A 23,629-nucleotide genomic window follows, 5' to 3' on the forward strand; every position below is an offset into this window, starting at 1 on the left:
AGCCCGCCGCACCCCAGGTGCGGCGGGCTTCGGTGCGTTCGGGGCTCTTTGTCCCCCGACGAGACAGGTTGTTGTCGGCCGATCGGCCAATACTGACCCGCGGGGATGGTGGTCGATCACGCCGCCGGTCACGTTGGACGCATCAACCGCACTGACCTGGGGCAGGGACCATGATCCGACACACCGAGGTGGACGGCGTGCCCACCGTGATCGCACCGGCTCGCGGCCCGATGAGGGCGGGCCTGGTCTTCCGCGTCGGCATGGCCGACGAAACACTCTCCACCTCGGGCATCACCCATGTCGTCGAACACCTGGCGCTCAGCGGGTTCGCGCTGCCGGACTACCACGCCAACGGCAGAACCGAGATGGTCAACACCCACTTCTACGTGAAGGGGTCGGCCGACGAGGTCAGCACGTTCCTGACGAGCACGTGCGATGCGCTGACCTCGCTCCCGATCAACCGGCTCGAGACCGAGAAGACGATCGTGCGCACCGAGGCCGCGCGCCGGGGCAAAGCCGCCGACTGGGAGCACGTGGTCAAGCGTTACGGGGCGCAGGGCTACGGGCTGGCGAACGGCGACGACTTCGGAGTCGGCCTGCTGCAGGCGCGGGAGGTCGTCGAGTGGGCCGCGGACTGGTTCACGCGCGAGAATGCGGTGCTGTGGATCGCCGGTGACGACGTGCCCAAAGGACTGCGCCTGCGCCTTCCCGGCGGTGTCCGCCGCCCCGCGCCGCGCGCGACATCGATGCCGCCACTGCTGCCGGCCTACTTCCACAGCGACGACGGGCAGGTGTCGATGGACGCCGTCGTGCCGCGATCCACCACTGCCATCGTCCTGTCGACCGTCATCGAACGCCGGTTGTTCCAGACGCTGCGGCAGGAGCGCGGCGGGTCGTACCTGGCGACAGCCTCGTACCAGCCGCGCGACGCCGACTACGCGACCATCACCGCACTCGCCGACACGCTGCCGGAAAAGCAGGACGTGGTGGTCGACGGCTTCATCGAGGTGCTGATGGCGATGAAGGCGGGAGACATTCCCGCGGGCGACGTCAACGCGGCCAGGTCTCAGCTGAGGACGACTCTCACTGATCCCGACTTCGAAGCGGACTCAATGGTCACCACGGCCACCAATCTCCTCAACCGCGGGCGGTGCTCGACCGTGGAGGAGCTGCTCGCCGAGGCGGACGCCGTGACCCCCTCGGACGTCCACGAGGTCGCGGTCGAGGCGATGGCGTCGGCGCTGCTGCAGCTGCCGGCGGGGTATGAGGCGGACGAGGCCGGGTTCGCGCACATCTCGATGTACTCGCCGGTGGTGGTGGCTGGACGCCGGTACTCCACCTGCGAGCCCTCCGAACTGGGCCTCGTCATCGGCAACGCCGGTGTCAGCCTGATCTTCCCCGACGGCGCGTTCACGGTCCGATACGACGAGTGCGTCGCGATGGAGGCGTGGCCGCACGGCGCGCGCAGGCTGGTCGGCGCCGACGGCTGGGTCGTTCCCGTCAACACCAGACGCTTCGCCGTCGACCCGCGGGCGATCGCGGTGATCGACGCCGGCGTGCCCGCGTCGGTGGTGGTCTGGCGGCCACCGCTGCCAGAGGACACGGCCGAGGCGGTGGACACGGTGGCCCAGGCGCCGACGACCGAGCGGCGGCGGGGACGCGGCTGGCTGAGGACCACGGCCCGCGTGATCGCCTGGACGTTGTTCACCGGCTGGTTCCTGTTCGCGTTTCTCGCCACGGCGGGCATGGCCGCCAAAGACGACGCGACGGCCAGCAGCTGGATCGGAGTCGCCGTCGTCTGGTTCGTCGGCTGGCCGTTCAGCGCGCTGTTCCGCAGCCGCGGAAAGCTGCGAACCGCACCCTGAGCGACACCCCAGATTGCCCGCAGAACCGATATATCAGTTTCTGGCAACCGCTGACCTGCACCTTAGCAATGAGACTTTGGACTTCGTCCGCAAAAGAGTCGTTGCAAAGGGGTGGGCAGGGCGGCGGGTCAGTCGGTGGATGGAGGGTGGTGGCGGCGCAGGGCCTCGGGCTTGTGGACGGCGTCCCGGCCGCTCTTGGCGCTGCGCACCCGGTACTGCGGCTCCTCCTCCGAAGCCGTCACCTTGCGACCGGCGGCGTGCGTCTCGCTGGTGATCTCTCCGACGACCTCGCCGTGCGTGCGCGAGCCGTGGCTCGACCACTCGACCTCGTCGCCGGGCTCGTAGGAACGCTTCGTCATGGTCGCGGGATACCCCGCCGAGAAGCGTCAACCCGGCGAGGTGGCGTCAGCGATCAGGAGCGGCGCGAGCTGTTCTTCGCCAGGGACGCCGCCATCTCGCGGGCCAGCGTCGCCGCGCCCACGATGCCGGCGTCGTCGCCGAGCTGTGCGGTGCGGATCCTCGCCAGCGGCCGGTGCCCGGCACCGGTCACGACGGAGGCGTAGCGCTCGCGGGCGTCGTCGAGGAACAGCGGCGCCGACTCCGACACCCCTCCCCCGATGACGATCACCTCGGGGTCGTAGACGTCGGCAACCAGCGCCAAGCCCTCTCCCAGCCACCGGGCCAGGTCGGCCATCGCGCGCTTGGCCAGCGGGTCTCCGTCGCGGGCCGCGCCGGCCACCCGGCGTCCGGTCACCGCGCGGGAGTCACCGGCGGCCTCACGGGCCAGCACCGTCGACACGCCGGGGTGCTTGGCCAGCAGTTCGACCGCTGTGGCCGAGAGGGCCGTGCCGCTGCAGTAGCGCTCCCAGCAGCCGTTCTTGCCGCACGGGCAAGGGCGGCCGTCGGGCACGACGCGCAGGTGTCCCAGTTCGGGAGCCACGCCGTGGGCGCCGCGGAAGACCTCGCCGTTCAGCAGAAGCGCGGCGCCGATGCCCGTGCCGATGGCGACCAGCACGGCCGTGCGGGCGCCTCGTGCGGCACCGAAGCGGTGTTCGGCGAGGGCGGCGGCGTTCGCGTCGTGTTCCAGGACGACGGGCATGCCCAGGCGGTCGCTCATGCGGTCGGCCACGTCGGCATGCCGCCACGCCAGGTGGGGTGCGAAACGGACCGTGCGGCGGTCCGAGGCGATGAAGCCCGCCACGGCGAGACCGACGGCGTTCACGGCGTGCCGGGTCGCCACCTCCTCCACCGCGGCCACAATCGCGTCTTCCAGCGCGCGCTCGCCCGCCGGGGTCGGCGCGCGCGAGGTGTCCAGCACCGAGCCGCGCGCGTCCACGACACCAGCGCGGACGCTGGTGCCACCGATGTCCACTCCGGCGGTGATCACTAGTCGGTCTTCCTGACTACCTTGATGTGCTGTACGCGCTGGCCCGCGTCCGGAACGTCGTCAGAACTGTCCGAAGCTGGGCCCGCGGGCGGCGGTGGCGGCGGGGCACCCGGCTCCCGCAGAGCCGCGCGCAGCACCGCCACCAGGCCCGCCGCGTGTTCGGCGGCCTTGGCGGCGAGTTCCGAGCGGTCGCCGCGCAGCAGCGCGACGCCGTTGCACAACGGGCACCAGCCGCACGTCTCGGGCGTGTGCGAGCCGTCGCCCGCCTCGGCGACGCGCTGCAACCACGGCTGCATGCGCTCGGCGGCGGTGTCGATGAGCAGCCGCAGCTCCTCGGCGAGCTTGCCGGTGTTGTCCTGGGTCATCACAAGCTCCTGATCAACGCCCCGCGTCAACGCCACAGCGAGGGGTCCGGGCGGAACCCCACCGTGACGCCTCCCGAGTCCATTTCGGCGCCGGTCACGATGCAGCGCCTCAACAACGACGGCAGCGCCACGAGCCGGCGCCTGCCGTCGACGGTCAGCGCGAGGTCGTCGCCCACGCGCGCGAGGTCCAGCTCCGTGTCATCTGCCAGCGGCAACGCGATCCGCAGCGAGTATCGGGCGTCCAGACCTCGCCCGCTGCCCGACACCTCCAGCAACGACTCCGGAACCGCGGCACTCGGCAACGGGTCCTCGTCGCCGTACAGCTGCGCGGCGACCTCCAGCAGCGCCGGCACGCCCACGGGCTCCGACGCGCGGTGGTCGACCGTGCGGATCTCACCGATCCCGGTCAGCTCCGCCAGCACCGCGTCCTGCTCCTGCCGGCGGGTGCGCAGCCACGTGGCGGCGGCACCACGCGCGGCACCGGGCGACGGCACGAGCCGGTTCGCGATCACGCTGTCGACGTGGATTCCCTGCAACGCCAACGCGGTCAGCGTCCGCCGCGTCTCGGCGGCGACCACGCGTTCGGGCGTCAGCACGAGCCGCACCGAGCACCCCGACGGGTCGGCGAGCATCGTGCGCAACGCGTCCAGCCGCTCGGCGAGCCTGCTCAACGCGTCCGCCGTCGCGTCCCACTTCTCGACGGTCCCGGTCCCCGCGACCCCCGCCAGCAACCCGCGCACCACGCGCCGGTGCGTCGGGAAGAGCCGTTCGAGATATCCCGCGAACGCCTCGGGCAACGACAGCAGCCGCAACGTCTCCGCGGTCGGCCCGCAGTCGACGACCACGACCTCCCACGGTCCGGACGACGCGAGCCGCCGCACCTCCGCGAGCGCGAGGAGCTCCTCGACGCCCGGCAGCACGGTCAGCTCCTCGGCGTCGAGCTCGTCGACGCCCGCGCCCGCCAGCACGGTCCGCAGGTGGCCGCGCAGCTCACCCCAGGCCTCGTCGACGAGACCCCGGGGATCGATCTGGCACGCGAACAAGCCGCCTGATCCATCCACTTCGGACGGTTCGGCGGACAGACGCACGTCGAGCGCGTCGCCCAGCGAGTGCGCGGGATCGGTGGACACCACGAGCGCCTTGCGGCCGTGCGCGGCCAGCGAGGCGGCCGTGGCGGCCGACAGCGTCGTCTTTCCGACCCCGCCCTTGCCGGTGAAGAGCAGGACCCGGCTCAAGCCGCCTTCTCCGCGCGCTTCTTGAGCTCCTTGAGCGCGGTGTCGAGGATCAGCTTCTCGGCCTTGCGGCGGAACAGCCCGATCATCGGGATCACCAGCTGCACGGACAGCGTGTAGGTGACCTTGGTGCCGGTGCCGGACGGCGCCAGCACGTAGCTGCCGTGCTGCGCCTTCTGCATGGTGCCCTTGACGAGCTCCCACTTCACGGACAGACCGTCGGGGGCCCAGTCGTACTTCAGGGTGTACTCGTCCTTCACGGGACCCTGGTCGATCGCGAACCGCACCTGCTCGGCACGGCCGTCGTCGCGGGTGTCGAGGACCTCGACCTCTTTCATCCCGTTCGCCCAGTCCGGGTACGACGGGAAGTCCGCGATGATCGCCATGATCTTCTCAGGCGGAGCGTCGATGACGATGGACTGAGTGGACTCGTCGGCCATGACGGGCAGGTTACTCGCGTCTTTACCAGTTGAGGACGTGAGGCTTGCCGCTGCGCTGGAAGTGCCCGACGTTGACGCACTCGGTGTAGCCGACGCGCGCCCTCCGGGCCAACGGCTGGTGCACGTGCCCGAACACCGACCAGCGCGGGCGTTCGCGCACGATCTTGTCCAGCGCCGACCGGGAACCCCACTCGGGACGGCGCGCCACGACGTCGTACGTCAGTTCCGCGACCATCGGCGGGATGTGCGTGCACAGCACGTCGACCTGACCCATCCGGTCCAGCGCGGCCGCCATGTCCTCCTCCGTGCGCAGGTACGGGAACCACGGCGCGTTGGGGTTGCGGACCAGACCGGGCAACGCCAGCCCGCCACCCGCGAAACCGAACTTCAGCCCGCCGATCTCCGCCGCCTCGCCGTCGAGCACGTGCACCCCGTCGCCGGCGAACTGCGGCCACAGGTGCGGACTGTCCACATTGCCCGGTGTCGCGTACGTCGGCGCGGACATCGCGGCGAACAACGCGTGGTACTGCTCCAGCACCGCTTCTTCCACGACGGAACGGGCGTTCGCGAGACCGTCCCACAGAGACCGGATGAAGCTCGCCGTGTCCGCGCGCCTGGTGCCGCGCCGCAGCTCGGCGAAGATCCCGACCTTCTCGGGCCCGAAGACGCGCCCGAGGATTCCCTTGGAGTGGTCGTGGTAGTCGACGAAGTCGATCAGGTCGCCGAGCACGACGAGCGCGTCCGCCCCGTCACCGGCACGCGCCAGCGCCTCCGCGTTGCCGTGCACATCCGAGACCACGTGAACCCGCACGGTTCCAACCTAGTTCACGAATCGGCAAGATCACCCGTGCGGCGGGCAGCCAGGCGGACGACCGTCCTCCAGAGTCAGCTTGAGCCCCAGGGCGACGGACTTCGCGTCGAGCTGACGCCGTTGCACCTCACGTCGGGCGTCGCGCGGTGTGAGCGAGCCGGCGGGTGGATCAGCGCGGAGGAAGTAGTGCAGCACAGTGCCGTCGAGCATCGGCTCGAGCCAGATCTCCATCGTGCCGACGAGCGCGCCGCCGACGGTCCACCTCAGCCCCTCTTCACCGCGGTCGGCGTAGACGTCGAGCTCCAGATCCGGCCAGAACCCGCGCCACGACGAGGGCGCGGCGAAGGCTGCGGCGACCACGCTGGGTGGCACCGCCAGAAAAGTCTCGTCTACGACGTCCACGCTGGCCATGGGCTCAAAAGGTAACGGAAGGGCGTACCAACCTTTGTATCGCCGGAATCACACGCTAAGTTTCCCCACCAGTAACAAATCACCGTACGGAGGTTGACGTGCGCGAGTTCAGCGTCCCCGCCACCGCCGCAGTGGCTCCGGAGGAGAACCTCACCGACATGGTGTGGGCCAACGCGGAACGCTTCGGCAACGCCGTCAGCTTCCGCAGGCAGGTCGACGGCACCTGGGTGGACATCACGGCGCGTGATTTCGCCGCGCAGGTCATGGCTGTCGCCAAGGGCCTGGTCGCGGCTGGTCTCGAGCTGGGCGACCGGGTCGGCCTGGTCTCCAAGACGCGCTACGAGTGGTCGTTGCTCGACTTCGCCATCTGGGCGGCGGGCGGCGTCGTCGTGCCGATCTACGAGACGTCGTCGGCGGACCAGATCGAGTGGATCCTGTCCGACTCCGGCGCCAAGGCGGTCTTCGTCGAGGCGTCGTCGCACCGGGCGCTGGTCGACGAGGTCGTCGGCAAGCTGCCGGAGCTGCGCCACGTGTGGCAGATCGAGGGTTCGGCGGCCGCGGTCGACGAGCTCACCGCGCTGGGCGCCGAGATCACCGACGAGCAGGTGCACGAGCGCCGCGCGCAGGTGAAGGCCGACCAGACGGCCACGCTGGTCTACACGTCCGGCACCACGGGCCGCCCCAAGGGCTGCACGCTGACGCACCGCAACCTGCTGTCCGAGGTGCGGTCGGCGCTGTCGCGGTTCCCCGAGATCCTGACGGCGGGCAACTCACTGCTGCTGTTCCTGCCGCTCGCGCACATCCTGGCGCGCGCGCTCTACCTCGCGTGTGTGTACTCGCGTGCGACGCTGGGCCACACGGCGGACGTGAAGAACCTCGTCGAGGACCTCGGCCAGTTCCGGCCGACGTTCGTCGTCGCGGTGCCGCGCGTGTTCGAGAAGGTCTACAACGGCGCCAAGCAGAAGGCGCACGCCGGCGGCAAGGGCAAGATCTTCGATGCCGCCGAGGCCACGTCGGTCGCGTACAGCACGGCGCTCGACAACGGCGGTCCCGGCCTCGGCCTGCGGATCAAGCACGCGGTGTTCGACAAGCTGGTGTTCGCGAAGCTGCGCGGCGCACTGGGCGGCCGGGCGATCGCGGCGGTGTCCGGTGGCGCGCCGCTGGGCGACCGGCTGTCGCACTTCTTCCGCGGCGCGGGCATCCCGGTGTACGAGGGCTACGGCCTCACCGAGACCTCCGCGGCGGCGTGCGTGACGTTCAAGGGCCAGGAGAAGGTCGGCACGGTGGGCCTGCCGGTGCCGGGCACGTCGGTGCGGATCGCCGAGGACGGCGAGATCCTCATCAAGGGCGACATCGTGTTCACCGGCTACTGGAACAACGAGGCCGCCACCAAGGAAGCGCTCGAGGACGGCTGGTTCCACACCGGTGACATCGGCGAGCTCGACAGCGACGGCTTCCTGAAGATCACGGGCCGCAAGAAGGAGATCATCGTCACCGCCGGTGGCAAGAACGTCTCCCCCGCGCAGCTCGAGGACCGCATCCGGGCGCACCCCCTGATCTCGCAGTGCATGGTCGTGGGCGACAAGCAGCCGTTCATCGGCGCGCTGATCACGATCGACCCGGAGTTCTTCCCGTCGTGGAAGGAGTCGCACGGCAAGCCCGCGTCGGCCCAGGTGCCCGACCTGATCGAGGACGCCGACCTGCTGGCCGAGATCCAGGCCGTGGTGGACGAGGCGAACAAGTCGGTGTCGAAGGCGGAGGCGATCCGCAAGTTCCGGGTGCTGCCCGTGGACTTCACCGAGGCCGGTGGCGAGATGACGCCGTCGCTGAAGCTGAAGCGTTCGGTCGTGGCGACGACGTACTCGTCGGACATCGACGCCATCTACGCGAAGTAAGAGGGTGTGATGCGCGAAAGGCCCAGGAGCTGAGAGAGCTCCTGGGCCTTTCGACCCCCAGCGATCGTGATCCGCGAAGAGACTCCGCAGAACCCGAGAAGTTTGTTGCCCCGGCCCCCCGACCGGGACATGAAGAAGATTGCCGTACGTCGCTGACGTATCGCTGACGCGCCGATGTCACTCGGCGACAGCGCGCTAATAGGCTGTCCGGTAGACGGGGATCATCGGGTGCGCACGAGGGGACGGCAATGGCTTCGGGTCCGCAGTTCCGGCTGCTCGGCCCGATGGAAGTGCGCTTGGACGGTTCGGCGGTCGTGCTGCGCGCCGGCAAGCACCGGGCGCTGCTCGCGGCGTTGCTGCTGAGGCCGAACCGCGTCGTTCCCGTGACAGAACTGGTCGAGCACGTGTGGGGTCACGCGCCGCCTGCCCGCACGCGTGGCACGTTGCAGACGTACGTGATGCGGCTGCGGGCGGCGCTGGGTGATCCGTCGCTGATCCAGACCGCCGCCGACGGCTACCGCATGCGCGTCGACCCCCTGGCCGTGGACGCGCACAGGTTCGCCGACGCGGCTGCTCGCGGACGTCTCGCCGCCACCGCGGAAGACCTGGTCGCGGCCCGGAAAGCGTTTGCCGAGGCGTTGGAGCTGTGGCGCGGCCCGGTGCTGTCGGACGTGCCGTCGGAGACGCTGCACTCCGAGCACGCGCCACGGCTGACCGAGCTGCTGATGACCGTGCACGAGCAGCGGATCGACGTCGAGCTCGCGCTGGGCAACCACGCGGACCTGGTGCCGGAGCTGTTCGCGCTGACGCGGGACCACCCGTTGCGCGAACGGTTCTGGGCGCAGCTGATGCTCGCGCTGTACCGCAGCAGCAGGCAGGCGGAGGCGCTGGAGGCGTTCCGGCAGCTCGACCGGACGCTGGACGAGCAGCTCGGCATCGACCCGTCGGAGGAGCTGCGGTCGTTGCACCAGGCGATCCTCGTGGGGTCGCCGGAGCTCGCCGCGCCGGTGGTCTCCCGTGAGCCGGAACGCGCGCAGGTCTCGCCGATGCGGCTGCCGGACGACATCGCGGACTTCACCGGCCGCGCCTGGCACGTGGAACGGATCTCGGGCCTGATCACCGGCGGTGCGGTGCCGATCGTGACGCTGGCGGGGCAGCCGGGAGTGGGCAAGACGACGCTCGCGGTGCACACGGCGCACCTGTTGAAGGACCGGTTCCCGGACGGGCAGCTCTACGTCGACCTGCGCGGCTACGCCCTGGGGCCGCCCGCCGACGAGATCGACGTGCTGTCGCGGTTCCTGCGGGCGCTGGGGGTACCGCCGGACGAGATCCCGCCGGACGCGGACGAGCAGAGCACGATGCTGCGGTCGTTGCTGTCGGGCCGGCGGATGCTGCTGGTGCTCGACAACGCCTCCGCACCGGACCAGGTGCGGCCGCTGCTGCCGGGCACGGCGTCGTGCCGGGTGATCGTGACGTCGCGGGACGACCTGCGGGGACTGATCGCGATGAACGGCGCCCGCACGGTGCCGGTGGACGTGTTCGGTCCCGCGGAGTCGGCCGCGTTGCTCGAGAAGCTGCTCGGACCCGGTGACCACGCGGGGCTCGCGCAGCAGTGCGGGCACCTGCCGCTCGCGTTGCGGGTGGCGGCGGCGTACCTGGCCGGACGCGGGGACGTGACGATCTCCGGCTCCCCGATCGAGCTCGCCTACGCCGCGCTGCCGCCCGCACCGCAGCGGTTGTTCCGGCTGTTGTCCCTGGTACCGGGCCCGGACTTCACGCCAGAGGCGGCCTCGGCGCTGGCGGACGTGGACGCCGAGGGCCTGCTGACCGTGCTCGCGATCGCCAAGCTGGTCGTCACCGCCGGACCGGGGCGCTACCGGTTCCACGACGAGCTGGTGCGCTACGCCGCCGCGTTGCGCGAGGAGTGGGACAGCCCGGCCGAGCAGGAGGTGGCGTGGACGGCGCTGCTGAACCACTACCTGCGCGGCGTCGAACGCTGCGCCGAGCTGCTGTACCCCGGGATCGTGCGGCTGCCGACGTCCGCGTCCGGCCCGGCGCCGCGGATCTCGACGCCCGCGGAGGCCCTGGCGTGGCTCGACGCGGAACGGCCGAACCTCATCGCCGCCATCCGGGCCGCGGCCGAGCACGGTCCGGCCCCGATGGCGTGGCAGCTGGCCGACGCGTTGCGCGGGTACCTGTGGATCGGCCAGCACGTCGGCGAGTGGCTCGCGACGGCGCACCACGGGCTCCTGGCCGCGCAGGCGTCCGCGCACCGCCCGGCCGAGGCCGCGATGCACGCGAACCTCGGCACCCTGTACCTGCGGCTCGGCGAGTACGCGCGGTCGGTGGAGCACCACGACCACGCGATCGAGCTGTACCGGGAGCTGGGTGACAAGGACGCCGAGGCGAGCGTGCTGAACAACCTCAGCCTCGTGCACCGCCGGTCAGGAGAGCTGGGTGCCGCGAAGGACGCGCTGGTCCGGTGCCTGGAGATGCTGCGGTCGGCGGACAGCATGAGCATCGGCCTGCACAACCTCGGCCAGCTCGCCGTGGAGCTCGGCGAGATCGACGCCGCCGTCGACCACTTCGCCCAGGCGCTGGATCTGGCACCGAACGCCGACAGCCACACGTACCTCGGCATGGCGCTGCGCCTGCGGGGACGGGCGGACGAGGCGCGGGCGCACCTCGACCGTGCGCTGGAGCTCGGCAACGTGCCCGCCGGCGAGGCAGAGGCCCTGGAGAACCTCGCCGCGCTGGAGCTCGCTTCCGGTGACACGGAGGCGGCGGTGTCGCTGGCGTCACGGGCGCTGTCGCTGGTCGGCGACGGCGGGGACCAGCAGGTGGCGACGTCGGTGCGGATCACACTCGGCGAGATCCGGCGAGCCCGGTCGGAGTTCGACGACGCCGTCGCGCTGTTCGACCAGGCGCTCACGACGGCACGCCGGATCGGCTACGGCTCCGGCGAGGTCAGGGCGTTGATCGGCCTGGCCGTGGTGTGGCGGGACCTCTCCCGTGACGCCGACGTCGGTGAAGCCAAAGCTCGGGCGGCCGCGGACCAGGCTGTGCGACGCAGCGCCGAGCTGGGCCTGCGCGCGTTGGAGAACCGGGCACGCGATCTCGACTGATACATCGGATATCGGGCGTGCTGATATATCGGATATCAGTCGGTATCAGCCGATGAGGCCTTCGAGGCGGTGCGCGAGCTGGTCCCACCGCCAGTTCTCGCTCACCCACTCCCGGCCGGCGCGCCCCGTCTTGGCGGCCATCTCGGGATCGGCGAGCAGGGCGGCGACCCTGTCGGCGACGTCGGTGACCTCACGGCCGTCGACCACGTTGCCCGTGATGCCGTTCAGCACCGTCTCCGGGGCGCCGCCGGACCGTCCCGCGACCACGGGCAGTCCCGTCGCCGAGGCCTCCAGGTAGACGATGCCGAGCCCTTCGACGTCGAGGCCACGACCTCGGGTGCGGCACGGCATCGCGAAGACGTCACCGGCGTTGTAGTGCGCGGGCAGCTCCTCCCACGGCACCGAGCCGGTCAGCACGACGTCGCGGTTGCCGTCGGCGAGCCTCTCCAGCGTCTTCCGGTACGGCCCGCCGCCGACGATCAGCAGCGCGGCGTCCGGCACCGACCGCTGGATCAGCGGCAACGCGCGGATCAGGACGTCCTGGCCCTTGCGCGGCACCAGCCGTGACACGCACACGACCACCGGCCGGTCGCCGAGCCCGTACCTCCGCCGGATCTCGGCGCGCGCGGCGGGATCCGGGCGGTACAGGTCGGTGTCCACACCGGACGGAAGGTGTTCCAGCGCCGCCATCGGCCCGAACGCCGCCGCGAACCGCGAGCGGGTGTAGCGGCTCACGTACGTCACGACGTCCACACCGGACCCGATGGCCCGCAACGCCTGCCGCGCGACCGGCAGCATCGACCAGCCGACCTCGTGCCCGTGCGTGCACGCCACCGCGCGGCTGAGCCCGAGCGACGGCGCCAGCAACGCGAGCGGCGCCGCGGCCCCGAACCACGCGGCCTCACACGACTCGGCGCGCGCGATGTCGCGGGCGCGCGCGAGGACGTCCGGCGTCGGCAGCATCAGCGACGTGGGATGCCGCACCACGGGGAACGGCTGCGCGGCGTCGAACTCCTCGGCGCCCTTCCACTTCGGCGCGTACACGACGAGCGAGTCCGCGGGCAGCCGTGTGGCCAACGCGTGCAGGTAGGACTGGATGCCGCCGGGGCGCGGCGGGAAGTCGTTGGTCACCAGCAAGGTTCGGCGCACGAACCCAACGCTATCCGATGCTCGACCGCAGGAACTCGCGCCAGCCCGCCACGTCGACGGTGCCGGGCTCCACAACGGACATCGACGCGTGCTTGAGGAAGAAGTCCACGACACCGCGCTCCCCCAGCCGCGACTCGAGGTAGACCATGATCGAGTACGCCTGCTGGTAGGCCAGGTCGCGACCGGGACCACCGAAGTCCGCGGGCAGCGCGGAGACGTCGGCGGTGAGCAACGGCGCGGCCTGGCGCAGCGACAGCCCGAGCCCGTGGAACGCCACCCAGTCCGCGAACCCCTCCACGAGCCACAGCGGGGCCGAGTCCGAGGTCAGGTCCCGCGTCGCGACGTGCGTGATCTCGTGCCGCAGCAGCAACCGCAGCTCGATCTCCGACAACGGCGCCGCACGCGTCCGGTTGAGGACCACGCGCTGCCCCGCCCCGTCCCGGATCGCGATCCCGGCCATGTCCGCGAACGCCGGTCCGACGAGCGACACGAGCTCGGCGTCCGACGCCGGAACGACGACGTCGACCCGCTTCACCCAGCTGATATCCAATATATCGGCGACGTCGTGCACCGATCCGTCGAGCAGCCGCGACACCCGCGCCGCGAGCTCACCGTCGCAGGTGCTGCTGGTCACCGTGCCCGCCGCAACCGTCTGAACAGCCTCTTTGCAACGACGAGTTTCCGTCGGCTGCAACTCAACAGGTCGCATTGCAACGGTCAGGCCCAGCAGGAACGTCATGGCGACCGTGACCGCCAGCAACGTCCGGAGGTGCTTCACCGGCGCAACGCTAGCCCTCGATGCGCCGAATCACCGCGATGGGACCGATGGCGTCGATCGGGGCGATCTTCACCGGTTGGCCCTCCGTCGAGGCGTGCACCGCCCTCGCGTTGTCGACCGCCATGGCGACGTGTGACCGGCTCGAGTAGTAGACGATCAGATCGCCCGCACGGACGTCGCCGCGCGACACCACGCGTCCGACGCCGGCCTGTCCACCGGACGTGCGGGGGATCGTGACTCCGGCCGCCGCGTAGGCCTTCATCGTCAAGCCGGCGCAGTCCCACTGGTCGGGGCCGGTGGCGCCGTACCTGTACTCGTCGCCGCGGTGCGCCAACGCGAACGCCAGCGCCAGCCCCGCGGTACCGGCGGGCACGCTGACCGGCGAGCGGTCGCCCGGATCGCGCAGCTTCGTCACGACGGGGGCGGGCAGGCGCGCCAAGGCGGTCCGCACGTCCGCGATCTGCGCCTGCAACGCCTGGTTCCGTCCGTCCAGGTCGGCCTTGAGCTTCTCGGCAGCCGTGGTGGCCTCGGCGGCACGGGCGCGCGCGGTCTCCGCCACCTGATGCGCCTGACGGGCCTTCTCCACCGCACCGGAGAGCCGCGCCAGCGACTCGGCCCTGTCGGCGGCCAGCATCCGCATCATCTCCAGGCGGATGAGGAAGTCCTGCTGCGAGTCCGCCACGAGCAGTGCCGACAGCTGGTTGAACCGCGCGCCCTCGAACGACGCCTGGGTGATGAGGTCGACCTGGCCGCGGAACTCGAACTCGTCGGCTTTGGCCTGCCGTTCGATCTGCTGCGCTGCCCCGACGGTGACGTTCGCGCGTTCGAGCTCGGCGCGTCGCTGGACCAGATCCTCCTGCGCTCGCAGGACTTCCTCGTTGAGCTTCGTCGCCTGGGCCGTCAGCTCGGCGTACGCGCGCGCCGGATCAGCCGGTTGCGCTGCTAAGGACACGGCCGGCATGGCCGAGAAGAGCAGCACGACAACGACGACACCACGGGTGAGCTTGCGCGACATGAGCCGCCGATCCCCTTCGCCAGAACAAGACCGTCAAGATCGACGGCGTCAGGCTACCGGGTGATCAAACGCGCCCGAGACGGGCCAGCAACACGGCGGACGGCACCGGGTGCGCACCGCGACGACGCACCGAGTCCGCAACGGCGCGGTCCGACGTCACCACCACCACAGGGCGCCCTTCTGGCTCTGCGGTGACCAGCGCGCGGATCACGTCATCAGCCAGAACACCGGGGTCGCTGAAAAGCACACGCACGCCACGAGGGGCCGCTGCGGGCACAGCGACCACCCCCGCGCCGTCGAACACCAACGTCACTTCGGCACCCGTGCGTGCGGCCAGCACCGCCAGCTGATGCACGAGCCGGTCGCGCTGGTCCGACAACGACAGTTCCGGATAGCCGGTCTTCGTGACGTTGTAGCCGTCCACCACCAGGTGCACCGCCGGCAACGCCAGCAGTCGGTCCAGTGCCGCCGGGTCCTCCACTCGGCCCACGGCCCCCTGCGACGCGCTGGCGCCCCGCACGAGGTCGGCCGGACGCGGCCCGGTTCCGCCGAGGGCGAGCTCCCGGCGCAGGCCCGTGACGGCGCCGTCAAGAGTGTCCACGAGCAGCGCGAGCCGCACCTCGTCCGCCTGCCGAGCCTCCCGCGCGGACTGGCGGGCCACCTCGGCGTCCGCGATCGCCCGTTGCGCCTTGCCCCGCTCGGTCTCCGCCCGTTCCCGCTCGCGGTCGCGCTCGGCGGTGAGGCGCTTGACCTCCTCCGCGGCGCGTTCCTGGATCTTGTCCGCCGCGGCGGCTGCGGCCTCCGCGGCGTCCTTGGCCTCGCGCAGCTTCACGCCCTGCTCGCGCAACCGCTTGCGCAGGCGTTCCAGCTCGATCTCGGCATCCGCGCGGACGCGTTCGGCGGCACCGTCGAGCTGGCTGCGCTCGGACCGCAGCCGCTCCAGCTCGCTCTCCAGCCGTTCCGCGCGCACCACCGCGGCGTCCCGCTCGGCCCGCAGCGTCGCGTCGCCGACCCGCCGCGACACCAGCTCCACGTAGTGCGGGGCGACCTCGTCACCGGTCAGCACCGCCGCCGCGGCCGCCGTCACCGGGTCCGGCGAGGTCACCTCCAGCGTGGAGGGCCGGTTCTTGCGCAGCCACTCGACGACGGCGGTGCGGAAGTTCGCCGAGTCCCGCAGACCGGCCACGACCTGCGGGCCACCCAGCCTGGCACGTTTGGTCGGGGCGAACTTCGCCACCGGGCGCAGGTGCTGGGGCACGTCGACCTTCGCCATCTCGCCCAGGGCGTCCGCGCCCAGCTCGGCCAGTCTCACCCGCAACGGCTCCGGCAGGGCCGACCAGTCCACAGCGGACTCGCCTGCCTCCTCGGCAGGCTCGTCGAACTCGGGCTCGGGCATCGGGTCTGGCACCCCCACAGGCTAGAGCCCCCGCACCTGAGCAGCGCACGGACATCTCCGCCCTCCGGAACAACGATCTGGAAAAGATCACCCGTCCACCACACCAATGGAGCAACCGCAGGTCAGCAGGGCCGCGGAGATCACCTCCGAAAATTGTCAGACCCCGTCGCTAACGTCAGCCGCGTGACCGGACAACTGTCCTTCGACGAACTCGGGACGCCTCTGCGCGACACCACTTTCGTCGTCTTCGACCTGGAGACGACGGGTGGCAGCAACGACGAGGACGCCATCACCGAGATCGGCGCGGTGAAGGTGCGCGGCGGCGAGGTGCTCGGCGAGTTCGCGACGCTCGTCGACCCCGAGCGCGGCATCCCGCCGCAGGTGGCTCAGCTGACCGGGATCACGCAGCTGATGGTGACGGGCGCGCCGAGGCTGGAGACGGTGCTGCCCGCGTTCCTGGAGTTCGCGGCCGGGGCGGTGCTGGTGGCGCACAACTCGGGCTTCGACATCAGCTTCATGAAGGCGGCCTGCGAGCGGCACGGGTACCGGTGGCCGAAGCCGCCGGTGGTGTGCACGGTGAAGCTGGCGCGCCGCGTCCTGAGCCGCGACGAGGCGCCGTCGTGCCGGCTGTCGGCACTGTCGGACCTGTTCCACACGTCGACCCGCCCGACGCACCGCGCACTGGCCGACGCGCGTGCGACGGTCGAGGTGCTGCACGCGTTGCTGGAGCGCGTCGGCAACGTCGGCGTGCACTCGCTGGAGGAGCTGCTGGCGTACCTGCCGGAGGTGACGCCGGAACAGCGCCGCAAGCGGTCGCTCGCCGCCCACCTGCCGTCCACGCCGGGCGTGTACCTGTTCCGCGGCCCGAAGGAGGAGGTCCTCTACGTCGGCACGGCCTCGGACCTGAGACGTCGTGTGCGGCAGTACTTCACCGCCAGCGAGGGCAGACGCAGGCTGCGGGAGATGGTGGCGCTCGCGGTGCGCGTCGACGCCGTCGAGTGCGCCCACCCGCTGGAGGCCGAGGTGCGTGAGCTGCGGCTGCTCCGCGCGCACCGGCCCGCGTACAACAGGAGGTCGAAGAACCCGCACCACGCGTGGTGGCTGGTGCTGACCGACGAGCCGTTCCCGCGACTGTCGCTGGTCAGAACCCCGCGTGACGGCGCGCTGGGCCCGTTCCGCACCCGTCAGGCCGCCGAGTCGGTGGCCGACGCGCTGCTCGACGCCGTGCCGCTGCGCTCGTGCACGATCAAGATCCCGGCGACGAACCAGCGGGCCTCGCCCTGCGCGCTGGCCGAGCTGGGCCGCTGCCAGGCACCGTGCGCGGGCAGGCAGACGGTCGAGGAGTACGCCCCCGCGGTCGTCGCGGTGCGCGATCTGGTCGTCGGCCGCAGCGCCGACCCGTTACGCACCCTCATCACCCAGCTCGGCGGCCTGGCGTCGGCCGAGCGCTTCGAGGAGGCGGCGCGGCGACGCGACCGCCTGGCCGGCCTGGTCCGGTCACTGGACCGCGCCCAGCGCCTGGCCGCCCTCGCCGCACTGCCCCAGCTCGTGGCCGCCCGCCCGGACCGAGAGGGCGGCTGGGAGTTCTCGGTGGTGCGCTACGGCCGCCTGGCCTCGGCCGGTGTCGCCCGCCGCGGCACCCGTCCGATGCCGGTGGTCGACGCGCTCGTCGCCTCGGCGGAAACGGTCCTGCCGACGGCCGGTCCGCTGCGGGGTGCGCCACCGGAGGAGACGGGGGTGGTGCTGCGCTGGCTCGACCAGCCGGGCACGCGCCTGGTGTACGCGGACGAACCCTGGTCCTCGCCCGCCGGAGCCGCGGCGGCGTGGGTGCCGTGGGCGGAACAGGCGGCGGGCGCGCGCCCGCTTCACGACCGCTGGAACTGAGGCTCGTCGGGCCACCGGCGGCGCGTGGCCGTGATGCGAGCGAGATGCTGTGGCCACCGGCAAACCTGGCGCGTGGCCCGTGCCGGGCGCTCCGTCAGGCCACCAGCCTCGTGGGTGCCGTGGGCCGTGGCCGCAGGCAGGAAACTGGCCTTCACCCGTGCCAGGAATCACGCCAGGCCACCGGCGACGCGCGTGCCGTGGCGCGAACGAGCACCCGGCCGACCGCTGAAACCGCAACGGGCGCGGGCCCATGAGACCCGCGCCCGGTCCATCACGCCACCGGCGGCGGACCGCCAGGGCCTCCCGGTCCGGTCATGGCGTCGTCACCACCCACCTCGGTGTCGGAAAGATCGAGCCCGACGGTGAACGTCGCCGCATACCCGCGCCCACGTCGCGCAGGCCGCAGCAGCATCTGGTCACCGACACCATCGGCGCTGTAGATGCCGTCCTGCGCGTTGGTCGTGTCCGGTGCGCCCTTGGCCGCGTACGGCGCCACGGCCAGATAGCCCGCCTTGAACTCCTCGGTGAAGTAGAGCTGCGAGGTGAACTCGTACGGGTTGCCGTCCGCACCGCTCGTCTGGATCTTCAGGTGGATGTGGACGGTGCGCCCGCGGTACCAGCCGGGCAGGACCGTGGTGAACCGCGCCCACCCCGCCCGGTCGCTCACCTGGTAGCCGCGGAGGAAGTTGCGCCCGTCCGTGCCCTCCCTCGGCACGTCGGAGTAGAGGCCCGCCGCGTCGCAGTGCCAGATGTCGACCACCGCGTCCTTCAGAGGCGTGCACCGGCCGTCGGCGACCTGCAGCACCCGCAGGGCCAGCGTCAGCGTGGTCCCCTCGGACATCACGCCGTTCGACGTGTCCTGGCGGATGTCGGAGCGGTTCAGCCGGTCGTCGACGTAGTACGGGCCCTCCGTCATCTCCGGCCTGACGACGCAGTCCACGCAGTCGGCGGGTTCAGCGGCGGCGACACCGGTCGAACCGACCGCGAGCGCGACGCCGGACATGCCGAGAATCGCGAGAGCCTGCCGCCGGCCCAACACGCGGCCGACGAGCTCATCGTCGTTGTCCATCACATTCCTCACTGTTCGGGAACAGGTGACGACGGAACGTAATGAGCGAGCTTGTGCGTGACCCGTGCGGAGGCTGTGGCCGAGCTGTGGGAACCTACGGATGCTCGAGCCACCCGTGCACAGATCCGAGGAGGACGCCGTGGTCACCGCCATCGTGCTGATCCAGGCCGCTGCCGAACGCATTCCCGAGGCGGCGCAGGAGATCGCCGACATCGACGGAGTCACGGAGGTGTACTCCTGCGCCGGTGACGTCGACCTGATCGCGCTCGTGCGGGTCAGCAAGCACGAGGATCTCGCCGCGCTGGTGCCCGGCAAGATCAGCAAGGTCGCTGGCGTGCTGAACACCGACACGCACATCGCGTTCCGCAGCTACTCGAAGCGCGACGACGAGGCGGCTTTCTCGATCGGCCTGGACGACGCCCAGTAGGCACCGAACAGCGAAAGGCCCCCGTGAGTTCACGGGGGCCTTTCGCTTGTCTCAGCTGAAGGTCAGGCCTTCGGGTCGGACGGCTTGCCCGCGAGCTCGCCGGCCTTGTCCTCGGCGCTGATCTCCTCGGACGCGTGCGCCTTCTTGCGCGCGTTCTCCAGGGCCACGGTCTCCTCGACCGGGTCCGGCGACCACGTGCTGCCCGGGACCGGGTGACCGGCCGAGCCGAGCTTGTTCATCTTCTTCGGCACCGACGCGCCCTGGTAGGCCAGGGGCAGCGGGTGGCCGTGGTCGTCCACCGGGCCGAGCGGCTGGTGGATCTCGATGAACTCGCCGTGCGGCAGGCGCTTGATGATGCCGGTCTCGACACCGTGCTCCAGCACCTCGCGGTCACCGCGCTGCAGGCCGATGCAGATGCGGTAGGCCACGAAGTACGCGATCGGCGGCAGGATCAGCATGCCGATGCGGCCCATCCACGTCGTCAGGTTCAACGAGATGTCGAACTTGTACGCGAAGATGTCGTTGCCGCCCATGAGCAGCAGAACCATGAAGTACGTGATCGCCATCCAGCCGAGCGCGGTGCGGACGGGCACGTCACGCGGGCGCTGCAGCAGGTTGTGGTGCGCGTAGTCCTTGGTCATCTTGCGCTCGATCCACGGGTAGACCGCCGCGATGCCGGTCAGCAGCGGCAGACCGAGGATGAACGGCAGGAACGGCGCCGGGATCGTGTAGTTGCCCAGGTAGAACTCCCACGCGGGCCAGATGCGGACCAGGCCGTCGGTCCAGCCCATGTACCAGTCGGGCTGCGAGCCGGCGGAGACCTGCGCGGGGTTGTACGGGCCGAAGTTCCAGATCGGGTTGATCTGGAAGACGCCACCCATGATCGCGATGACACCGACGACGATGGCGAAGAAGCCGCCGCCCTTCGCGGCGAACACCGGCATGATGCGGACGCCGACGACGTTGGTCTCCTTGCGGCCCACGCCCGGGAACTGCGTGTGCTTCTGGTACCAGACCAGCGCGAGGTGCGCCGCGATCAGGCCGAGGATGATCGCCGGGATCAGCAGGATGTGGGCGGTGTAGAGCATCGGGATGATGTCCGTGCCGGGGAACTCCCCGCCGAACATCAGCCAGTTCAGCCACGTGCCGATGACCGGGAACGAGATCAGCAGCGCCGCCATGACGCGGAGGCCGGTGCCCGAGAGCAGGTCGTCCGGCAGCGAGTAGCCGAGGAAGCCCTCGATCGCGCCGAGCATGAACAGCACGATGCCGATGACCCAGTTGATCTCACGCGGCTTGCGGAACGCGCCGGTGAAGAAGATCCGGAACATGTGCACGACGATCGCGGCCATGAACAGCAGCGCCGCCCAGTGGTGCACCTGGCGGACGAACAGGCCACCGCGCGTCTCGAACGAGATGTCGAGCGTCGAGGCGAACGCACGCGACATCTCGATGCCGCGCAGGTTCTCGAAGGCACCGTTGTAGGTGACCTCGGTCATCGACGGGTCGAAGAACAGGGCGAGGTACGTGCCCGACAGCAACAACACGATGAAGCTGTAGAGCGCGATCTCACCGAGCAGGAACGACCAGTGCGTCGGGAAGACCTTGTTCAGCTGTTTGCGCAGGCCAGAGGCTGCGTGGTAGCGCTCGTCGGCAGCGTTGGCCGCCGCTCCGGCGACGCGCGCGGCCGCGTTGGCCGGCTTCGTCGGCGTGGTGATGGCACTCATGACTTCCGCTCCCAGAACGCCGGACCCACAGCCTCGATGAAGTCGCTGCGGGCAACCAAGTATCCCTCTTCGTCCACAGTGATCGGTAGCTGGGGAAGAGGACGGGTCGCCGGGCCGAACCGCGGCTTGGCGTACTCGAACACGTCGAACTGCGACTGGTGGCACGGGCAGAGCAGCAGACCGGTCTGCTGCTCGAACAGCGACGTCGGGCAACCCAGGTGCGTGCAGATCTTCGAGTAGGCGTACAGGTCGCCGTAGTTGAAGTCTTCCTGGCCGGCGCGCTTGGTGATCGCCTGGTTCGGGCGCATGCGGATGAGCATGACCGGCGCGTCGGCCCGCTTGAGGGCCGCGACCAGGGCGTGCTCGTCGTTGCGCTCGGACTCCCGGAACGGGAACACCGTCTCGAAACCGCCGGGCTCGACGTCCTCGGGACGCACCAGCGAGACCTCGTGGAAGTTGCCGGTGTGGCGGCGGAGGTAGACCTTCTCGCCCTTTTCGGCCTTCCAGCCGGTGTGCCACAGCGAGTTCTTGGTCTCGCTGTCCGAGTGCGGGTTCTTGATGAGCGCGCCCAGCGGGACGGCCGCCACGCCCAGACCCAGCACGCCGGCGCCGAGGCCGGCGGTGCGCTTGATCAGGCTGCGGCGGGCGATGCCGCTGCGCTCACCGGCGTCGGCGAGCTCCGCGACCAGCGTGGCGCGGTCGACCTCGGCCGACGGGCCGTCGTGGCGCTGCTGCACCGCGAGCTCGTCCGGGATGAACTTCTTGGTGTAGAGCAGCGCGCCCACGCCCAGGCCCACCACGGACAGGCCCAGGAACAGGCCGATCAGCGGGTTGTAGAGCATGTGCAGCAGGTGGCCGTCGGTGTGCGGGGCCTCGTACTGCCACGGCCAGAACAGGAACACGCCGAGGAACGCCAGACCCGACAGCGCGGAGATCATGAACCACAGCGCGACGACCCGCTGAGCGCGACGCTCGGCGCGGGTGCCGGGAACCGGCCACTTCTCCTCGTAGTGGACGAGCTCGACGCCGTCCATCTTCGTGCCGAGCTTGACGAGGTCGTCCCGGCTCATCTCCGCGAGCTCTGCCTCGGTGGGCAGCTCGACCGGCTTGTCGCCGCTCATGCCTTGGCTCCGATCCAGAGGGTCACGCCGATGAGCGCGGCGATACCCACGATGAACGCGATCAATCCCTCGGAGACGGGTCCGAACCCGCCCAGGGGGTTACCGCCGGAGTTGTTGTTTCCGTCGGTGACCGACTTGACGTACGCGATGATGTCTTTCTTCTCTTCCGGCGTGAGCTGGCGCTCGCCGAACTTCGGCATGTTCTGCGGGCCGGTCAGCATCGCCGTGTAGATCTGCTCCTCGGTCACGCCGTCGAGCGTCGGCGCGAACTTGCCGGACGACAGCGCGCCACCACGGCCCGTGAAGTTGTGGCAGCTGGCGCAGTTGAGGCGGAAGAGCTCGCCGCCGCGCGCCGGGTTGTCGCCGCGCAGGGCCTCACCGGACTCGGAGGGCTTCTTCGGGCCCTCGCCGCCGTTCGCGGTGATGTAGGCCATCAGCGCGTTGATCTCCTCGGGGGAGAGCTTCGACGGCTTGCGGATGGCCTGCGCCTCCTGCCGCGCCATGGGCATGCGGCCGGAGGAAGTCTGGAAGTAGACCGCGGCGTCACCGACGCCGATCAGGCTCGGCCCGCGGTCCTTGACGCCCTCGAGGGAGCTGCCGTGGCAGCTCAGGCAGGTGTTGAGGTAGATCTGCTCGCCCTGGCGGACCAGCGCGTCCTGCTGCTGCGCGTTGGCGGTCTGCGCCTGGGGCGCGAACGCAGCGAACAGCATGCCCGCGCTCAGCAGGGCGAAGCCCAGCGCGAGCAGGCCGGCGACCCGGCGGCGCAGCTTCGTGCGGGCGCCGCGAGGGCGTTTCGTAGTGGTGGTCATGGTGTGCGGCAACCCTTGCTGTCAGTTCGGGAGCTCGTGGCTTTGCTGTGTGCTGACTAGGTCAGGGCACGATGTAGATGACGGCGAACAGGCCGATCCACACGACGTCGACGAAGTGCCAGTAGTACGACACGACGATCGCCGAGGTGGCCTGTGCCGGCGTGAACTTGCTGAGCTTCGTCCGGATCAACAGGTAGACGAACGCGATCAGACCGCCGATGACGTGCAGGCCGTGGAAGCCCGTCGTCAGGTAGAAGACCGTCCCGTACGCCGAGGACGGGATGGTCGTTCCCTCGTGGACCAGGTGGTAGTACTCACCTGCCTGGCCGCCGACGAAGATCGCGCCCATGATCAGCGTCACGATGTACCAGCGACGCAGACCGAAGACGTCACCCCGCTCCGCCGCGAACACGCCCCACTGGCACGTGAAGGACGACGCCACCAGGATGATCGTGAAGAACGACGCATAGGGGACGTTGAGCTCAGTGGGCGCTGGAGGCCAATGCCCCGTGTCGTTCTGGGCCTTCACCGTGAAGAACATGGCGAAGAGGCCAGCGAAGAACATGAGCTCGCTGGACAGCCAGACGATCGTGCCGACGCTGACCATGTTCGGGCGGTTCAGCGAGTGCACGCGCTGGCCGATTGAAGGCGCTGCCGTGGTCACGCGCAGCATTATTGCCTGCGCTATTTCCGTCCGCCCATCGGGTCCTGGGCAGATCATGG

Annotated in this window: 21 protein-coding genes; 5 read left to right on the forward strand and 16 right to left on the reverse strand. The window is 70.4% G+C overall.

Features of this window, described 5'->3' with window-relative positions; all coding sequences use genetic code 11:
* Window positions 1-170 precede the first annotated feature (170 nt).
* Window positions 171-1,865, forward strand: a complete 1,695-nt coding sequence (locus tag AOM45_RS09270; protein WP_035908848.1) for a M16 family metallopeptidase — start codon at window positions 171-173, stop codon at window positions 1,863-1,865.
* Window positions 1,866-1,993: 128 nt separating this feature from the next.
* On the opposite strand, the gene AOM45_RS09275 is transcribed toward AOM45_RS09270, so the two are convergent.
* The 7 genes from AOM45_RS09275 to AOM45_RS09305 are packed head-to-tail and all read right to left on the reverse strand — an operon-like array spanning window position 1,994 to window position 6,511.
* Window positions 1,994-2,224, reverse strand: coding sequence for a hypervirulence associated TUDOR domain-containing protein (locus AOM45_RS09275; protein ID WP_030464997.1), 231 nt, complete (start codon window positions 2,222-2,224; stop codon window positions 1,994-1,996).
* A 53-nt stretch (window positions 2,225-2,277) separates the two neighbouring features.
* Entirely contained in the window at window positions 2,278-3,237 is a 960-nt protein-coding gene (locus AOM45_RS09280) for an ROK family glucokinase (RefSeq protein WP_030464998.1), read from the reverse strand.
* 14 nt (window positions 3,238-3,251) lie between these two features.
* A complete protein-coding gene (locus AOM45_RS09285; RefSeq protein WP_030464999.1) occupies window positions 3,252-3,617 on the reverse strand; it encodes a hypothetical protein in 366 nt (121 codons plus the stop codon).
* A gap of 26 nt (window positions 3,618-3,643) precedes the next feature.
* The gene (locus AOM45_RS09290) at window positions 3,644-4,852 is read right to left on the reverse strand and encodes an ArsA family ATPase (protein ID WP_030465000.1); all 1,209 of its coding nucleotides are present in this window, start codon (window positions 4,850-4,852) and stop codon (window positions 3,644-3,646) included.
* The gene (locus AOM45_RS09295; protein WP_030465001.1) at window positions 4,849-5,289 is read right to left on the reverse strand and encodes an SRPBCC family protein; all 441 of its coding nucleotides are present in this window, start codon (window positions 5,287-5,289) and stop codon (window positions 4,849-4,851) included. Before AOM45_RS09295 ends, AOM45_RS09290 begins: the two co-directional genes overlap by 4 nt.
* Window positions 5,290-5,311: 22 nt before the next feature.
* Window positions 5,312-6,100 carry a metallophosphoesterase family protein gene (locus tag AOM45_RS09300; protein ID WP_030465002.1) on the reverse strand — a complete coding sequence of 263 codons (789 nt, stop codon included), beginning with the start codon at window positions 6,098-6,100 and terminating at the stop codon, window positions 5,312-5,314.
* Between the two features lie 30 nt (window positions 6,101-6,130).
* On the reverse strand, window positions 6,131-6,511 hold the full coding sequence (locus AOM45_RS09305; protein WP_030465003.1) for a hypothetical protein: 381 nt from the start codon (window positions 6,509-6,511) through the stop codon (window positions 6,131-6,133).
* Between the two features lie 98 nt (window positions 6,512-6,609).
* Here AOM45_RS09305 and AOM45_RS09310 point away from each other — a divergent pair, with 98 nt between their 5' ends.
* On the forward strand, window positions 6,610-8,406 hold the full coding sequence (locus AOM45_RS09310; RefSeq protein WP_030465004.1) for an AMP-dependent synthetase/ligase: 1,797 nt from the start codon (window positions 6,610-6,612) through the stop codon (window positions 8,404-8,406).
* Between the two features lie 248 nt (window positions 8,407-8,654).
* The gene (locus AOM45_RS09315) at window positions 8,655-11,531 is read left to right on the forward strand and encodes an AfsR/SARP family transcriptional regulator (protein WP_051782716.1); all 2,877 of its coding nucleotides are present in this window, start codon (window positions 8,655-8,657) and stop codon (window positions 11,529-11,531) included.
* A gap of 45 nt (window positions 11,532-11,576) precedes the next feature.
* On the opposite strand, the gene AOM45_RS09320 is transcribed toward AOM45_RS09315, so the two are convergent.
* From AOM45_RS09320 to AOM45_RS09335, 4 genes are all read right to left on the reverse strand, one after another.
* Window positions 11,577-12,680 carry a glycosyltransferase family 4 protein gene (locus tag AOM45_RS09320; RefSeq protein ID WP_030465006.1) on the reverse strand — a complete coding sequence of 368 codons (1,104 nt, stop codon included), beginning with the start codon at window positions 12,678-12,680 and terminating at the stop codon, window positions 11,577-11,579.
* A gap of 10 nt (window positions 12,681-12,690) precedes the next feature.
* Window positions 12,691-13,458, reverse strand: a complete 768-nt coding sequence (locus tag AOM45_RS09325) for a hypothetical protein (RefSeq protein WP_051782717.1) — start codon at window positions 13,456-13,458, stop codon at window positions 12,691-12,693.
* A gap of 10 nt (window positions 13,459-13,468) precedes the next feature.
* Entirely contained in the window at window positions 13,469-14,473 is a 1,005-nt protein-coding gene (locus AOM45_RS09330) for a C40 family peptidase (RefSeq protein ID WP_035908850.1), read from the reverse strand.
* Window positions 14,474-14,537: 64 nt separating this feature from the next.
* Complete coding sequence (locus AOM45_RS09335; protein WP_051782718.1) at window positions 14,538-15,869, reverse strand: NYN domain-containing protein; 1,332 nt, start codon at window positions 15,867-15,869, stop codon at window positions 14,538-14,540.
* A gap of 183 nt (window positions 15,870-16,052) precedes the next feature.
* On the opposite strand from AOM45_RS09335, the gene AOM45_RS09340 reads away from it, so the two are divergent.
* Window positions 16,053-17,753, forward strand: a complete 1,701-nt coding sequence (locus AOM45_RS09340) for a DEDD exonuclease domain-containing protein (protein WP_030465010.1) — start codon at window positions 16,053-16,055, stop codon at window positions 17,751-17,753.
* A 271-nt stretch (window positions 17,754-18,024) separates the two neighbouring features.
* Here the strand turns inward: AOM45_RS09340 and AOM45_RS09345 are convergent, their stop codons facing one another.
* Window positions 18,025-18,822: a dioxygenase family protein gene (locus AOM45_RS09345; protein ID WP_051782720.1), complete on the reverse strand. Its 798-nt coding sequence runs from the start codon at window positions 18,820-18,822 to the stop codon at window positions 18,025-18,027.
* A 139-nt stretch (window positions 18,823-18,961) separates the two neighbouring features.
* On the opposite strand from AOM45_RS09345, the gene AOM45_RS09350 reads away from it, so the two are divergent.
* Complete coding sequence (locus AOM45_RS09350) at window positions 18,962-19,249, forward strand: Lrp/AsnC family transcriptional regulator (RefSeq protein WP_030465012.1); 288 nt, start codon at window positions 18,962-18,964, stop codon at window positions 19,247-19,249.
* Between the two features lie 62 nt (window positions 19,250-19,311).
* Here AOM45_RS09350 and qcrB read toward each other — a convergent pair whose 3' ends face one another.
* The 4 genes from qcrB to ctaE form a co-directional block, all read right to left on the reverse strand.
* Entirely contained in the window at window positions 19,312-20,976 is a 1,665-nt protein-coding gene (gene qcrB, locus AOM45_RS09355) for a cytochrome bc1 complex cytochrome b subunit (RefSeq protein WP_030465013.1), read from the reverse strand.
* Window positions 20,973-22,097, reverse strand: a complete 1,125-nt coding sequence (gene qcrA / locus AOM45_RS09360) for a cytochrome bc1 complex Rieske iron-sulfur subunit (RefSeq protein ID WP_030465014.1) — start codon at window positions 22,095-22,097, stop codon at window positions 20,973-20,975. The genes qcrB and qcrA overlap by 4 nt, the downstream gene beginning before the upstream one ends.
* Window positions 22,094-22,906: a cytochrome bc1 complex diheme cytochrome c subunit gene (gene qcrC / locus AOM45_RS09365; RefSeq protein WP_030465015.1), complete on the reverse strand. Its 813-nt coding sequence runs from the start codon at window positions 22,904-22,906 to the stop codon at window positions 22,094-22,096. Before qcrC ends, qcrA begins: the two co-directional genes overlap by 4 nt.
* Window positions 22,907-22,967: 61 nt before the next feature.
* Complete coding sequence (gene ctaE / locus AOM45_RS09370; protein ID WP_030465016.1) at window positions 22,968-23,579, reverse strand: aa3-type cytochrome oxidase subunit III; 612 nt, start codon at window positions 23,577-23,579, stop codon at window positions 22,968-22,970.
* Window positions 23,580-23,629: the final 50 nt, after the last annotated feature.

The organism is Lentzea aerocolonigenes, from assembly GCF_000974445.1.
Lineage (GTDB): Bacteria > Actinomycetota > Actinomycetes > Mycobacteriales > Pseudonocardiaceae > Lentzea > Lentzea aerocolonigenes.

Coding starts and splice junctions, on each gene's coding strand:
- qcrA (WP_030465014.1), bottom strand. CDS start 22,097: ATGAGCGGCGACAAGCCGGTCGAGCTGCCCACCGAGGCAGAGCTCGCG.
- ctaE (WP_030465016.1), bottom strand. CDS start 23,579: ATGCTGCGCGTGACCACGGCAGCGCCTTCAATCGGCCAGCGCGTGCAC.
- AOM45_RS09315 (WP_051782716.1), top strand. CDS start 8,655: ATGGCTTCGGGTCCGCAGTTCCGGCTGCTCGGCCCGATGGAAGTGCGC.
- AOM45_RS09295 (WP_030465001.1), bottom strand. CDS start 5,289: ATGGCCGACGAGTCCACTCAGTCCATCGTCATCGACGCTCCGCCTGAG.
- AOM45_RS09285 (WP_030464999.1), bottom strand. CDS start 3,617: ATGACCCAGGACAACACCGGCAAGCTCGCCGAGGAGCTGCGGCTGCTC.
- qcrC (WP_030465015.1), bottom strand. CDS start 22,906: ATGACCACCACTACGAAACGCCCTCGCGGCGCCCGCACGAAGCTGCGC.
- AOM45_RS09345 (WP_051782720.1), bottom strand. CDS start 18,822: ATGGACAACGACGATGAGCTCGTCGGCCGCGTGTTGGGCCGGCGGCAG.
- AOM45_RS09305 (WP_030465003.1), bottom strand. CDS start 6,511: ATGGCCAGCGTGGACGTCGTAGACGAGACTTTTCTGGCGGTGCCACCC.
- AOM45_RS09330 (WP_035908850.1), bottom strand. CDS start 14,473: ATGTCGCGCAAGCTCACCCGTGGTGTCGTCGTTGTCGTGCTGCTCTTC.
- qcrB (WP_030465013.1), bottom strand. CDS start 20,976: ATGAGTGCCATCACCACGCCGACGAAGCCGGCCAACGCGGCCGCGCGC.
- AOM45_RS09335 (WP_051782718.1), bottom strand. CDS start 15,869: ATGCCCGAGCCCGAGTTCGACGAGCCTGCCGAGGAGGCAGGCGAGTCC.
- AOM45_RS09270 (WP_035908848.1), top strand. CDS start 171: ATGATCCGACACACCGAGGTGGACGGCGTGCCCACCGTGATCGCACCG.
- AOM45_RS09275 (WP_030464997.1), bottom strand. CDS start 2,224: ATGACGAAGCGTTCCTACGAGCCCGGCGACGAGGTCGAGTGGTCGAGC.